This is a genomic window from Enterococcus avium ATCC 14025, from assembly GCF_000406965.1.
Lineage (GTDB): Bacteria > Bacillota > Bacilli > Lactobacillales > Enterococcaceae > Enterococcus_A > Enterococcus_A avium.
Map to the genome: position 1 here is coordinate 26,559 of NZ_KE136362.1, position 14,639 is coordinate 41,197.

Here is a 14,639-nt window from a genome sequence, read left to right on the forward strand (position 1 = left end):
TTGTCCACAAGGTGGATAAATTGTGTGAATAAGTTCCTATATTCTTTTTCTATCAAGCTCTTCTTTTTTTCGGTTTTGTGCATTTTCCAGTGGAAAAAGTGATTTGTCCACATTTTTCCTAATAGTTGTGGATATGTTTTTGCATAGACGTGGATAGTTTTTTGTATTTTTATACATTATGTGGAAAAAGAGAAATTTCTTTCTATTTTGTTCCTGGTTGTGGAAAACTTTTAAAAAAAATGATAAAGTATGTCTATCTGAATTTATTAATAGGAGGCGACTTATTTGACCTCATTGGACAATTTCTGGCAGGAATTGAAGGACAGTTATAAAAATGACCTCAATCCTGCCAGTTATGATGCATGGGTAGGTACAGCTAAACCCTTATCATTAGCTCATAATCAATTGACGATCGAAGTTACGAGCGACTTACATAAGAGCTATTGGGAAAAACATCTAGCTGCAAAAATCGTCGAAATCGGCTTTAAAGTGACCGGGGACGAGATTATGCCATTATTTGTTACACCGGATGAAGCTCCGCCCGTTAGCATTGTGGAAAAAGAAGAACCACCAAAAATGGAAACAACAAAACGAGCAATGCTCAATCCCAAATATACATTTGATACCTTTGTAATCGGAAAAGGCAACCAAATGGCTCATGCAGCAGCATTAGTGGTTGCTGAAGAACCAGGATCAATCTATAATCCGCTTTTCTTTTATGGAGGAGTGGGGTTAGGTAAAACCCACTTGATGCATGCTATTGGACATCAAATGCTTGCAATAAATCCGCAAGCAAAAGTCAAATATGTTTCTAGTGAGACATTCGCAAATGACTTTATCAATTCAATTAAGAATAAAACCTCGGAGGAATTTCGACAGGAATACCGAAAAGTGGATTTATTATTAGTAGATGATATTCAATTTTTTGCTGACAAAGAGGCGACTCAAGAAGAGTTTTTCCATACTTTTGAGAATTTATATAATGATAATAAGCAAATCGTTCTAACTAGTGATCGTCTACCAAATGAAATACCTAAGTTACAAGAACGATTAGTTTCTCGCTTTGCTTGGGGCTTATCAGTAGATATCACACCACCAGATCTAGAAACGCGTACAGCAATTTTAAGAAAAAAAGCGCAGGCAGAAAATCTTGAAATCCCAGATGATACTTTAAGTTATATTGCTGGGCAAATTGATTCTAATATCCGTGAACTAGAAGGAGCTCTGGTTCGAGTACAGGCTTTCGCTACGATGAATAGCGCTGATATCACGACTAGTATCGCGGCAGACGCTCTAAAAAGTTTGAAAGGAACCAGCAATTCACAACTTTCCATCAGTAAAATTCAAGATGAAGTCGCTAAGTTCTATCATATCCAATTAAAAGATTTAAAAGGAAAGAAACGTGTCAAAACAATTGTTGTTCCGCGACAAATCGCTATGTATTTAGCTCGAGAAATGACTGAAAGTTCCTTACCAAAAATTGGCGCTGAATTTGGTGGAAAGGATCATACAACAGTCATTCACGCACACGAAAAAATCAGTCAATTAATGAAAAGCGATAGCAACATTCAACAAGAAATCGCAGAAATCAAAAATCTGCTGTTAGGCTAGTTTGTGGAAAACAAGACAAAGTACATCTTATTTGTCCACAGCTTATCCACAAGTGTAAAACTTATTATTTCAAGCTTTGACTCACTTTTTCCACATCATTAACAGGCCCTACTACTTTTATTACTTAAATTATTAAATAAATAAAAAAAGCTTACAGCTGAAAAACTTAAGGGCTGATCTAATTGATTGAGAGTAGCTGATTCATTTTTTTAGTAACACCAATTAAAATAAAAAAGGAGTTCCATTATGAAATTTACGATTAATCGTGCACGCTTTATTCAAGAATTACAAACGGTTCAAAGAGCAATCTCTACTAAAACAACGATTCCGATCTTAACAGGAGTAAAAATTGAATTAAATAATGAAGGACTGAATTTAACAGGTAGTAATGCCGATATTTCAATTGAAACTTTTTTAGCCGCTGATGATGAGAAAGCGGAATTACAAATTGCTGAAATAGGTACAATTGTTTTACAGGCTCGTTTTTTCAGTGAAATTATTCGCCGTTTGCCAGAAGCAACTTTTACTTTGGAAGTCCAAGAAAACCATCAAGTGTTAATTACATCTGGAGCAGCTCACTTTACGGTTAATGGATTAGATGCAGATAATTATCCACATCTGCCAGTTGTTGAAGAACAAAATCAGTTGAAATTACCTGTCCACATGTTGACAAAATTAATTGGTGAAACGGTTTTTTCTGTTTCACAACATGAAAGTCGTCCGATTTTGACAGGGGTTCACTTCACGATGTCTAATGGCCAATTATTAGCAGTTGCTACAGACTCTCATCGTTTGAGTCAACGGATCGTACCTGTAGAAAACGCGAATACTGATTTTGATATCGTTATTCCAGGTAAAAGCTTAGTTGAACTTTCTCGTTCATTATCTGATGAAGAAGCTGAAGTAGAAATTAGTATCATGGAAAATCAAGTTTTATTTAAAACGCCAACGATGTATTTCTACTCTCGTTTACTAGAAGGAAACTATCCTGATACTAATCGTTTAATTCCAACTAGTTTCAATACGGAGATTACCTTCTCCGTACCAACGTTCTTAGCAGCAATCGAACGAGCTTCGTTACTGTCTCATGAAGGCCGTAATAATATTGTTCGTTTAGCAATTGCCGATAATTCAGTTATTCTTTATGGAAATTCACCGGAAATCGGTAAAGTAGAGGAAGAATTGGTTTATGAAAAAGTTAGCGGAGACCCGCTAGAAATTTCCTTTAACCCTGATTACATGAAGGATGCTTTACGAGCTTTTGGTGATATGAGTATCAAGATCCAATTTATTTCGGCAATTCGTCCATTTACTTTGGAACCGAGTGAAGGAGATGTCTCCTTTATTCAATTAATTACACCAGTACGAACAAATTAGAAAATTTAGCGAGTTTCACAAGTTTTTAGAAAAATATGAAAATATTTTGCAAAAGATGCAATTTCAGTAAAAGGTCTTAAAATCGATTTTAAGACCTTTTACTTTTTTTTGAGTGAATTAATTAAAACAGCTTAGAACTTCTTAAAACGAAAAATACAACGAGTTAATTTGTTTTATCGATTAAAAAGGGGTATAATGAAGAGGTGTTTCTAGCATGAAAATGAGGGATGAATGTGAAACAAAAAATTTTTTTAGAAACAGAGTTCATGACGCTTGGCCAGTTATTGAAAGAGATCAATTTAATCTCTAGTGGTGGACAAGCCAAGTGGTTTCTTGCAGAAGAAACAGTATTTGTAGATGGCGAGTTGGAAAACCGCCGCGGCCGAAAGCTCTATCCGGGAATGATGATTGAGATTCCTGAGGTAGGAACTTTTTTTATGGTCAAAAATAAGGAAGAGCAAGATGCAGCTGAATAAGCTTGAGTTGAGAAATTATCGTAATTACCAAGAACTTGTTTTGGAATTTCCTAATCGGCTGAATATATTTTTAGGAGAGAATGCCCAAGGGAAAACAAATCTCTTAGAAAGCATCTATGTGTTGGCTTTGACTCGCAGTCATCGAACTAGTAGCGAACAAGAGTTGATCGGCTGGGAAGATGATTTTTCCCAGATAAAAGGTCGGATACAACGCGGAACGAGTGAACTAGAATTAGAATTATTGCTGACGAAAAAAGGCCGAAAATCTAAAGTCAATCATATCGAACAAAAGAAATTGAGTAGTTATATCGGTCAGTTGAATGTCATCTTGTTTGCACCAGAGGATCTTTCTTTAGTAAAAGGCAGTCCGCAAATGAGACGTCGTTTTATTGATATGGAATTAGGACAGATCAATCCGGTTTATCTTTATGATTTGGCCCAATATCAGAAGACTTTGAAACAGCGCAATCTTTATCTAAAGCAATTATCTGAGAAGAAGCAGACAGATGAGATATATCTCGATATTTTAACGGAACAGCTAGTAGATTTTGGTAGTAAAGTTTTAGCAAATCGACTGCGTTTTGTTAAAAAACTGGAGTATTGGTCCAATGATCTTCACGGTAAGATTACCAATCAAAAAGAAACTCTAGCAATTGAATATGACGCTAGCCTCCCGCTAGAGAGTGAAGATGTTGAAAAAATTCGTTATGTTTTTCTAAATGAACTACAGAAAAATCGCAAGCGGGAAATATTCAAAGGAAATACTTTTTTAGGTCCCCATCGAGATGACTTGATCTTTAAGGTTAATCAGCAAAATGTTCAGACCTATGGGTCACAAGGACAACAACGAACAACTGCATTAAGCGTCAAACTGGCAGAAATTGATTTGATGAAAGAAGAAACAGGCGAATATCCGATTTTACTTTTAGATGACGTTATGAGTGAACTTGATGACAATCGTCAGATCCATTTATTAGAGACGATCGAAAATAAGGTTCAAACGTTTTTAACAACAACAACGTTGAATCATGTTAAGGGCAAAATGACGGTCCATCCGGATATTTTTTATGTCCATCAAGGGCAGATAGAAAGGAAAGAAATGTAGATGACAGAAGAGGAAAAGAGTTTACTAGAGCGCGCTCAAGAGTATGACGCCAGTCAGATCCAGGTTTTAGAAGGATTAGAAGCTGTTCGAAAACGTCCAGGGATGTATATTGGCTCCACTAGCACAGAAGGCTTGCACCACCTTGTTTGGGAAATCGTAGATAATTCCATTGATGAGGCTTTGGCCGGATTTGCAACACACATTCATGTAGTAGTTGAAGAGGATAACAGTATTACTGTTAGTGACGATGGGCGTGGTATTCCTGTTGGGATTCAAGCCAAAACAGGTCGTCCAGCTGTTGAAACAGTCTTTACGATCTTACATGCCGGCGGTAAATTCGGCGGCGGCGGATACAAAGTATCTGGTGGTCTTCATGGTGTAGGAGCTTCTGTTGTTAACGCTTTGTCTACAAGTTTAGACGTTCGTGTTTTCAAAGAAGGTAAAATTTATTTCCAAGATTATCGTCGCGGTGCTGTTGTAGATGATCTAAAAGTAATTGGCGAGACTGAAAAGCACGGGACAACGGTTCATTTTATACCAGATCCTGAAATATTTACTGAATCAACAGTTTTCAACTTCGAAAAATTAGCAACACGGGTGCGAGAATTAGCTTTCTTGAATCGTGGTTTGAAGCTATCGATTGAAGATAAACGGGAAGAAAAACCAGTCTTGCGGGAGTACCATTACGAAGGCGGAATTAAAAGCTATGTAGAGCATTTAAATCACAATAAAGCAGTTATTTTTGATGAGCCTGTCTTTGTAGAAGGTGAGCAACAGGATATTACTGTTGAAGTCGCAATGCAATATACCGATGGATATCATACAAATATTTTGAGTTTTGCCAATAATATCCATACTTACGAAGGCGGAACACATGAGTTTGGTTTCAAAACGGCCTTGACTCGGGTGATTAATGACTACGCACGCAAACAAAAAATCATGAAAGACAACGATGAGAATCTTTCTGGCGAAGATGTCCGTGAGGGTTTAACAGCTGTTATCTCGATCAAACATCCAGAACCGCAGTTTGAAGGGCAAACCAAAACAAAACTAGGAAATTCTGAAGTTCGTACGGTGACAGATCGTTTATTCTCAGAGAATTTCATGAAATTCTTGATGGAAAATCCTTCTGTTGGTCGTCGAATTGTTGAAAAGGGAATATTGGCGGCTAAAGCACGTTTAGCAGCCAAGCGGGCTCGTGAAGTCACTCGTCGTAAAGGTGCATTAGAAATCAGCAATTTACCTGGTAAATTGGCCGATTGTTCAAGTAACGATCCAGAAAAATGTGAATTGTTTATTGTCGAAGGAGACTCTGCCGGCGGTTCAGCGAAACAAGGACGTAGTCGTGAGTTCCAAGCAATTTTACCGATCCGCGGAAAAATTTTGAATGTGGAAAAAGCTTCGATGGATAAAATTTTAGCCAACGAAGAAATTAGATCCTTGTTTACTGCAATGGGAACTGGATTTGGTGCCGATTTTGACGTATCAAAGGCACGTTATCATAAATTGGTCATCATGACCGATGCCGATGTCGATGGAGCACATATTCGGACGCTGCTGCTGACGCTTTTCTATCGCTATATGCGCCCAATCGTAGAAGCAGGCTATGTTTATATAGCTCAACCTCCTTTATACGGTATCAAACAAGGGAAAAATATTACTTATATTCAACCAGGTAAAAATGCGGAAGAAGAATTAGCCCAGAAAATATCTGAATTACCTGCGTCACCAAAACCGAATGTCCAACGATATAAAGGTTTAGGGGAAATGGATGACCATCAATTATGGGAAACAACGATGGATCCAGAAAATCGTTTGATGTTGCGTGTCAGTGTCGATGACGCAATCGAAGCTGACCAAGTCTTTGAAATGCTGATGGGAGATCGAGTAGAACCACGCCGCGCCTTCATTGAAGAAAATGCACATTATGTTAAAAACTTGGATATTTAGAGAAACGATAGATGTGATGAATATCAGATTTATTTTTAAGAAAAATAAATTTAGCAACACGAACTAGGAGGATCATTTTGGAAGATCGTAGAGAGAATATACATGACGTCAATCTAACCAGTGAAATGCGAGAATCCTTCATTGATTATGCAATGAGCGTTATTGTGGCACGTGCTTTACCAGATGTACGGGATGGTTTAAAACCCGTTCATCGTCGGATTTTATATGGAATGAATGAATTAGGAGTCACTCCCGATAAGCCGCATAAAAAGTCGGCACGTATCGTTGGGGATGTAATGGGTAAGTATCATCCTCACGGTGACAGTGCGATTTACGAATCAATGGTACGGATGGCTCAATCATTCAGTTACCGCAATATGTTAGTAGATGGACACGGAAACTTTGGTTCTGTCGATGGAGATGGCGCTGCAGCGATGCGTTATACCGAAGCTCGTCTAAGTAAAATCGCGATGGAAATGCTGCGGGATATCAATAAAGATACCGTTGATTTTCAAGGAAACTATGATGACAGTGAACAAGAGCCTGTGGTATTACCAGCACGTTTTCCGAATTTATTAGTGAACGGAGCAACAGGGATTGCAGTTGGTATGGCGACAAATATCCCACCTCATAATTTAAGAGAAGTGACAGCCGGAATTGAACTATTGATGGAAAATCCTGAGGCAACGACACAAGAGTTAATGGAGTGCATTCCAGGACCAGATTTTCCAACTGGCGGTTTAGTTATGGGGAAATCAGGGATTCGTCGAGCATATGAAACAGGTAAAGGTTCAATTACAGTTCGTGCGAAGATCGAGATTGAAGAACAAAAGAACGGCAAGGAACGAATTATCGTTACCGAATTGCCGTATATGGTTAATAAAGCTAAACTGATCGAACGAATTTCTGAATTGCATCGAGATAAACGAGTAGAAGGCATTACTGATTTACGTGATGAGTCTTCTCGCGAAGGAATGCGGGTTGTCATCGAAGTTCGTCGTGATGTTAGTGCTTCTGTTATTTTGAACAATTTATACAAGATGACATCACTGCAAACATCCTTTAGTTTCAATATGTTAGCAATTGAAAAAGGTGTACCAAGAATCTTGAACTTGAAGCAAATTTTGGAGAATTATATTGAGCATCAAAAAATTGTTATTACTCGTCGAACAATCTTTGATAAGAAAAAAGCCGAAGCACGTGCTCATATCTTAGAAGGTTTACGTATCGCGTTAGATCATATAGATGAGATTATTGCAACGATTCGTAATTCGGCTTCAGATGATGTCGCTAAAACGACATTAATGGAACGGTTTGAATTATCTGATCGTCAAGCACAAGCAATCTTAGATATGCGTTTACGCCGTTTAACGGGCTTAGAGCGCGAGAAAATTGAAAATGAATACCAAGAGCTGTTAAAAACAATTAGCGACTTAGAAGACATTTTAGCGCGTCCTGAACGTGTGGAAGAAATCATTCGTACGGAATTAGCAGAAATTGCTGCTAAATTTGGTGATGAACGTCGTACAGAATTATTAGTCGGTGAAGTATTGAGTCTTGAAGATGAAGATTTGATCGAAGAAGAAGATGTTGTCATTACACTCACAAATAATGGTTACATCAAACGTGTAGCATCAACTGAGTTTCGATCACAACGTCGTGGTGGACGTGGAGTTCAAGGGATGGGGATTCACGATGATGATTTCGTGAAAACATTGATCTCATGTTCGACTCACGATACATTGCTATTCTTTACCAATAGCGGACGCGTATATCGGGCGAAAGGGTATGAAGTGCCTGAGTATGGACGGACAGCTAAAGGGATACCAATTATCAACCTACTGGGAATTGATTCGAATGAAACGATTCAAGCCGTAATTTCGGTGAATGGACAAGCAGAAGATGGTCATTTCTTATTCTTTGTTACAAAGAAAGGAACGGTCAAACGTACAACTGTTACGGCCTTCTCAAATATTCGTGCTAATGGACTGATTGCGATTGGATTGCGTGAAGGTGATGAATTAGTAAATGTAATGTCCACTGAAGGTGACGAAACGATCATTATTGGTACCCATGATGGCTATTCTGTAACATTCAAAGAAGCAGTTGTTCGTGATATGGGACGGACAGCCAGCGGAGTTCGCGGGATTCGTTTACGAGACGAGGATTATGTAATCGGCTCAGCTGTACTGAAAGAAAATCAAGAAGTTCTAGTTATTACCGAAAAAGGTTATGGTAAGCGGACGAAAGCTTCTGAATATCCTGTCAAAGGTCGTGGGGGTAAAGGAATCAAGACCGCTAACGTCAAAGAAAAAAATGGTCCACTGGCAGGACTAACGACAGTCACTGGTGATGAAGACATTTTATTGATTACAGATAAGGGTGTAATCATTCGTTTCAACGCTGGCAGTGTTTCACAAACAGGTCGTGCAACTTTAGGAGTAAGATTAATGAAGATGGAAGGAAACACGAAAGTTGTGACGATGGCTATCGTTGATAAAGAAGACGAAGAAGTCGAAGAGACTGAGGCAGTTGAGGCTGCAGAAACAACAGAAATTACTGAAGAAGCACAAAATGATACAGAAGAGTAAAAAAAGTTTGAAGACTGGGAGCAATTCCAGTCTTTTTTCGTACCTTAAAGTAAAGAAACATTTGATTTTTGCAGGATGATTATGTATAATGAATATTTGTGAGTAGTCTAGATAAAATTTAGATCGCTCTCCTTGCTCTTAATAGAATTAAGAGCCTTATAGTCCATAGGGAGGTGAAAATCAATGAGTCAAAACACGAAGTATGAAATCACATACATCATTCGTCCGAACATTGATGAAGAAGCAAAAACTGCTTTAGTAGAACGTTTCGATACAATCTTGAAAGATAATGGAGCTGAAATTATCGATTCAAAAGATTGGGAAAAACGCCGTTTCGCTTACGAAATGAACGGATTCCGTGAAGGCATCTACCATATCGTCAATGCAACTGCGCCAACAACAGCTAGTGCAGTTAACGAATTCGATCGTCTTGCAAAAATCAATGACGATATTATTCGTCACATGATCGTTAAGATTGAAGAATAATTGTTTCACGTGAAACAATTGACGAGAAGGGAGCTGGCTTTACTTTGATTAATAATGTTGTACTAGTTGGTCGTTTAACAAAGGATCCTGATTTACGCTACACCGCAAATGGTACAGGTGTTGCCACGTTTACTTTAGCTGTGAATCGTAATTTTACGAATCAAAGCGGGAATCGCGAGGCGGATTTTATCAATTGTGTAATTTGGCGGAAATCAGCAGAAACTTTAGCTAATTATGCGCGCAAAGGAACTCTTTTAGGTGTGACTGGCCGTATCCAAACAAGAAATTATGAAAATCAGCAAGGGCAACGTGTCTATGTGACAGAAGTTGTTGCTGAGAATTTCCAATTATTGGAATCTCGTACTGCAAGTGAACAACGTCAACAGAACCCAAGTTCCGGTGATAGCTTCCAAGGTGGGGGAAATAATTTTAACAACAATTATAATCAATCCTCTCAGTCAGCTAAGAACACTATGCCTGACTTCGATCGAGATTCAGATCCATTTAGTGGATCCTCTATCGACATTTCAGATGATGATTTACCATTCTAACAATTGAATAGGAGGGAAACGGAATGGCACAACAAAGAAGAGGTCGCAAACGTCGTAAAGTAGACTATATTGCTGCTAATCATATCGAATATATCGATTATAAAGATATTGAATTACTAAAACGTTTCATCAGCGAACGTGGTAAAATTTTGCCTCGTCGTGTAACTGGAACAAGCGCTAAAAACCAACGTAAATTAACGATCGCTATTAAACGCGCACGTATTATGGGCTTATTAGCATTCGTTTCTGAAGACTAAACTGTCATTTTAAAGAGACTTCGAACGCGAAGTCTCTTTTTTGTGTTTCACGTGAAACATTCAGGAAAGTCGCCTGCTGAGGCAGATTGTGATAAAATTACACTGTTAGTCTAATCATTTTGCTTGTTAGGGTTTTAGCATAGAAAAGCAGGATGAATAGGTAAAATGAATTAGGAGGTTCTAAATGAAAAGGAATCCTAGAATGAAATGGTCCTTTTTCTTGTTCTGCATACTACTGATTCAATTAGCCGCAATTTTCGTATTGCCGTTCAGTATTTTATCAGCGGCAATCGTTATATTAATCGATCTTTTACTATGGTTTTATATGATTGTTTTACGTAAACAAACTGAGATTACCAATCAACAGAAAATTCGAGATGCTTCTCGATATGCTGAAGAGGCATTAGAATATGTATCTGATGACATGCCTGTAGGGATTATTACTTGGGATGATGACAATACTTTCATTTGGTCGAATCCGGCAATTACAGAAAAAGTTCAGCATTTAACGAAAGAAGACCAGCAAGATATGGTCAATGAATTGCTGCAGCGGGCTGAAAAAGGGAAGAGTATTTATAAAATAGATAATATTCTTTATCATTTTGATTTAAACAAAGAGAGACGCGTTGTTTACCTAATTGATATCACGAAGGAATATGCGTTAGAAAATAAGGAAAAGCAACAACAAGCTGTGGTTGGAATTCTTTCAGTAGATAATTATGATGATGTAATTGATCGTCGAGACGATAAGGAAGTATCAAACTTAAATTCCTTCATTACAACGATTATTTCTGATTGGATGGATTCTTATCGGATTTTCTATAAACGAGTCAATGAAGAGCGCTTTTTTCTATTTGCTCGCTATGATGATTTAGAAAAAATGATCGAGAATAATTTTGATTTGCTAGAACATATTCGTGTTTCGGCTGAAAAGCAAGACATGCTGATTACTGTCAGTATGGGTATCAGCTATGGAACAGAATCATTAGAAGTGATTGGTGACGAAGCCCAAAATAATTTAGATATTGCATTGGTTCGTGGCGGCGATCAAGTGGTGGTTAAAAATGCTGGAGAAGGCCAAAAGCCGGTTTTCTATGGCGGTAACTCTGCAAGTGCTGCGAAGCGGACACGCGTGCGTTCACGAGCAATGTCAACAGCCTTGAAGAATGTTTTTAATCAAACAGGCAATGTATTTGTGATGGGACATCGTTTTCCAGATATGGATGCGATCGGTTCTGCGTTTGGCGTTGCTTGTTTAGCTCGCTATCATGATAAAAAAGTTCGAATCGTCATTAATGAGGATGAAACAATTCCAGATGTCGAACGCTGTTTGACAGAAATTCATAAAAACGGGGAGTTGGAAGATTTACTGATTTCTCCGGATGCCGCCAAAAGACAGCGCAAAGCCGGTGATTTATTAGTTATGGTAGATTATCATCGTCCATCGTTATCAATTGATCAGGATCTGTATGAACAATTTGAAAATATCGTTATTATCGATCATCATCGACGAGGAGAAGAATTCCCGGAAAAATCATTACTCACATACATTGAGTCTTCGGCATCTTCGGCATCAGAGTTAGTTACAGAGCTGATCCAATTTGAGAGTAATGAACGGCAAAGAATGAGTAAGATGGCTGCGACACTGTTATTAGCTGGTATTACGGTTGATACTAAGAATTTTGCTGTTCGAACAACAGCCCGAACGTTTGATGTCGCTAGTTATTTAAAGACTTGTGGAGCGGATGCTTCTTTAGTACAATATCTATTGAGTACCGATATCCAATCCTATTTGGAAATTAGTAAGCTAGTGGGTGAGAGCGATTATGTCAGAGAAGATATCGTTGTCGCTACTGGGACGGATGATCATGAGTATGATAGTGTAACGGCAGCCAAAACCGCGGATACTTTGTTATCAATGGTGGATATTAATGCGGCTTTCGTGATCATCAAAAGAACTGATGGCGTGATTGCTATCAGTGCTAGAAGTTCTGGGACGATTAATGTCCAAACGGTGATGGAAGCTTTAGGTGGCGGCGGGCATTTTACAAATGCTGCTACTCAATTATCGAATAGTACGATCGCTGAAGCGAAAGAACAATTATTGGATGCCATTAATAAACAGTTAACGGAGGGGACAGAAGAATGAAAGTAATTTTTTTACAAGATGTTAAAGGCAAGGGGAAAAAAGGCGATATCAAGGAAGTCCCAACGGGTTACGCGCAAAATTATCTGCTAAAGAATAAACTAGCAAAAGAAGCGACGAAAAGCAGTATCTCTGAATTGAGTGGACAAAAGAAAGCCCAGGATAAAAAAGCGGCCGAAGTTTTGGCTGAAGCTAAAAAACTGGCGGACTTTTTAGCGAAAGAAGAGACTGTGGTAGAAATCAAAGCTAAGGGCGGCGAGGACGGACGCTTGTTTGGCTCAATTCCTTCAAAACAAATCGCTGAAGGGTTGAAAAAACAATATGATTTGAAAATTGATAAACGCAAGATCGAATTGGAGAATCCGATTCGGACTTTGGGCTATACGAAAGTTCCGGTAAAACTTCATACAGAGGTTGAGGGAATCATTAAAGTCCATGTAGTGGAAGAATAATTTATTTAAACGGAATAATTACAAGAGAGTATGAGAGTTCTTGAAATTACGAGAATCTCTTATACTCTTTATTGTATTTAGTGAGCAGATTTTGTAAAATAGATGGACGAAGAGGAGCGTAAACAGACATGAGCGAAATGTTACAAGATCGTGTTCCACCCCAAAGTATTGAAGCCGAACAAGCGACCTTAGGCTCTATTTTTTTGGAGACCGATGCTTTAATCACGGCCATGGAGTACATAGTTCCAGAAGACTTTTATCGTCGCGGTCATCAACTGATTTTTCGAGCAATGATTCAACTAAACGATCGCAATGAAGCAATCGATGTAGTGACGGTCAAAGAATTACTAGAACAACAAAACCAGCTGGAAGATGCTGGCGGTTTAAGTTACTTATCTGAACTTGCTTTGAGCGTTCCGACGGCGGCTAACGTAGGCTATTACGCTAAAATCGTGGAAGAAAAGTCCTTATTGCGAAATCTGATCCAAACGGCTACCAATATCGTGACCGAGGGTTTTGAGCAAGGAGACGACGTACAAACGATTTTAGATGCTGCCGAGCGTAATATCATGGAAGTATCAGAACGACGCAATAAGAGCGGTTTTTTGACCATCAGTGAGGTCTTGAATACTGCGATTGAAAATATCGACCAGTTAGCTAGAAATGATGAAGAAATTACTGGTTTGCCAACTGGTTATGCAGCGTTAGATAAAATGACTGCGGGTCTGCAGGCAGAAGAGCTGATTATTTTAGCTGCTCGTCCAGCGGTAGGTAAAACAGCTTTTGCTTTGAATATTGCCCAAAATGTTGGAACTAAAACTGATAAATCAGTCGCTATTTTCAGTTTGGAAATGGGGGCAGAATCCTTAGTGAACCGGATGCTGTGTGCAGAAGGATCAATTGAAGCGAGTCACTTACGAACAGGGCAGCTGTCTGAAGAAGAATGGCAAAACCTGATCGTTGCAATGGGAAGCCTGTCTCGTGCGAATATCTTTATTGATGATACCCCCGGAATCAAAGTATCTGAGATTCGAGCAAAATGTCACAAATTAGCCAAGGAAAAAGGCAATCTTGGTTTGATCCTAATTGACTATCTGCAATTGATTGAAGGAACCGGACGAGAAAATCGCCAACAAGAGGTTTCTGAAATTTCACGACAATTGAAAAAGCTGGCAAAAGAGCTAAAAGTACCAATCATTGCTTTGTCACAGCTTTCTCGTGGGGTTGAACAACGGCAAGACAAGCGTCCGGTGTTGAGTGATATCCGTGAATCAGGATCAATCGAGCAAGATGCCGATATCGTTGCTTTCTTATATCGTGATGATTATTACGATCGTGAAGGTGAAGAGGAGGAAGAATCATTAGCTAACCGTAACGTAATCGAAGTAATCATTGAGAAAAACCGGAGCGGGGCACGAGGAACCGTAGAACTGCTCTTTATCAAGGAATACAATAAATTTTCTTCTTTATCACCGAGAGAAGATTTCTAGCGCAGGTCTTGAACTTGCGCTTTTTTTAGTATTCGAAATTTGTATTGATTTTTCGATTATTGAAAAATAATGTTCGTGATTTACCTTGTTTTTATAATCTTTATATTTTAATATTCGAATTTTCATTGAAGTATAGCGCTATTCTTG

Annotated in this window: 12 protein-coding genes; all 12 read left to right on the forward strand. The window is 38.5% G+C overall.

Features of this window, described 5'->3' with window-relative positions:
* Positions 1-285: 285 nt before the first annotated feature.
* Positions 286-1,611, forward strand: coding sequence for a chromosomal replication initiator protein DnaA (dnaA, locus tag OMU_RS07215; protein ID WP_016179286.1), 1,326 nt, complete (start codon positions 286-288; stop codon positions 1,609-1,611).
* A gap of 246 nt (positions 1,612-1,857) precedes the next feature.
* Positions 1,858-2,988: a DNA polymerase III subunit beta gene (dnaN, locus tag OMU_RS07220; protein WP_016179287.1), complete on the forward strand. Its 1,131-nt coding sequence runs from the start codon at positions 1,858-1,860 to the stop codon at positions 2,986-2,988.
* A 233-nt stretch (positions 2,989-3,221) separates the two neighbouring features.
* Positions 3,222-3,464 (forward strand): S4 domain-containing protein YaaA, encoded by a 243-nt coding sequence (gene yaaA, locus OMU_RS07225; protein ID WP_010747417.1) that lies wholly within the window; start codon positions 3,222-3,224, stop codon positions 3,462-3,464.
* Positions 3,451-4,569, forward strand: a complete 1,119-nt coding sequence (gene recF, locus OMU_RS07230) for a DNA replication/repair protein RecF (RefSeq protein ID WP_016179288.1) — start codon at positions 3,451-3,453, stop codon at positions 4,567-4,569. Before yaaA ends, recF begins: the two co-directional genes overlap by 14 nt.
* Positions 4,570-6,519 (forward strand): DNA topoisomerase (ATP-hydrolyzing) subunit B, encoded by a 1,950-nt coding sequence (gyrB, locus tag OMU_RS07235; RefSeq protein WP_016179289.1) that lies wholly within the window; start codon positions 4,570-4,572, stop codon positions 6,517-6,519.
* Between the two features lie 77 nt (positions 6,520-6,596).
* Positions 6,597-9,110, forward strand: coding sequence for a DNA gyrase subunit A (gene gyrA, locus OMU_RS07240; RefSeq protein WP_016179290.1), 2,514 nt, complete (start codon positions 6,597-6,599; stop codon positions 9,108-9,110).
* A gap of 183 nt (positions 9,111-9,293) precedes the next feature.
* Positions 9,294-9,596 (forward strand): 30S ribosomal protein S6, encoded by a 303-nt coding sequence (gene rpsF / locus OMU_RS07245; protein ID WP_010742561.1) that lies wholly within the window; start codon positions 9,294-9,296, stop codon positions 9,594-9,596.
* Between the two features lie 44 nt (positions 9,597-9,640).
* On the forward strand, positions 9,641-10,147 hold the full coding sequence (gene ssb / locus OMU_RS07250; RefSeq protein ID WP_016179291.1) for a single-stranded DNA-binding protein: 507 nt from the start codon (positions 9,641-9,643) through the stop codon (positions 10,145-10,147).
* Positions 10,148-10,170: 23 nt separating this feature from the next.
* The gene (rpsR, locus tag OMU_RS07255) at positions 10,171-10,404 is read left to right on the forward strand and encodes a 30S ribosomal protein S18 (RefSeq protein ID WP_010747412.1); all 234 of its coding nucleotides are present in this window, start codon (positions 10,171-10,173) and stop codon (positions 10,402-10,404) included.
* A 184-nt stretch (positions 10,405-10,588) separates the two neighbouring features.
* Positions 10,589-12,553 (forward strand): DHH family phosphoesterase, encoded by a 1,965-nt coding sequence (locus tag OMU_RS07260; protein ID WP_016179292.1) that lies wholly within the window; start codon positions 10,589-10,591, stop codon positions 12,551-12,553.
* Complete coding sequence (gene rplI, locus OMU_RS07265) at positions 12,550-13,002, forward strand: 50S ribosomal protein L9 (RefSeq protein WP_016179293.1); 453 nt, start codon at positions 12,550-12,552, stop codon at positions 13,000-13,002. Before OMU_RS07260 ends, rplI begins: the two co-directional genes overlap by 4 nt.
* Positions 13,003-13,130: 128 nt before the next feature.
* Positions 13,131-14,492, forward strand: a complete 1,362-nt coding sequence (dnaB, locus tag OMU_RS07270) for a replicative DNA helicase (protein ID WP_016179294.1) — start codon at positions 13,131-13,133, stop codon at positions 14,490-14,492.
* Positions 14,493-14,639 lie beyond the last annotated feature (147 nt).

Coding starts and splice junctions, on each gene's coding strand:
- recF (WP_016179288.1), top strand. CDS start 3,451: ATGCAGCTGAATAAGCTTGAGTTGAGAAATTATCGTAATTACCAAGAA.
- dnaN (WP_016179287.1), top strand. CDS start 1,858: ATGAAATTTACGATTAATCGTGCACGCTTTATTCAAGAATTACAAACG.
- rpsF (WP_010742561.1), top strand. CDS start 9,294: ATGAGTCAAAACACGAAGTATGAAATCACATACATCATTCGTCCGAAC.
- rplI (WP_016179293.1), top strand. CDS start 12,550: ATGAAAGTAATTTTTTTACAAGATGTTAAAGGCAAGGGGAAAAAAGGC.
- OMU_RS07260 (WP_016179292.1), top strand. CDS start 10,589: ATGAAAAGGAATCCTAGAATGAAATGGTCCTTTTTCTTGTTCTGCATA.
- dnaB (WP_016179294.1), top strand. CDS start 13,131: ATGAGCGAAATGTTACAAGATCGTGTTCCACCCCAAAGTATTGAAGCC.
- rpsR (WP_010747412.1), top strand. CDS start 10,171: ATGGCACAACAAAGAAGAGGTCGCAAACGTCGTAAAGTAGACTATATT.
- gyrB (WP_016179289.1), top strand. CDS start 4,570: ATGACAGAAGAGGAAAAGAGTTTACTAGAGCGCGCTCAAGAGTATGAC.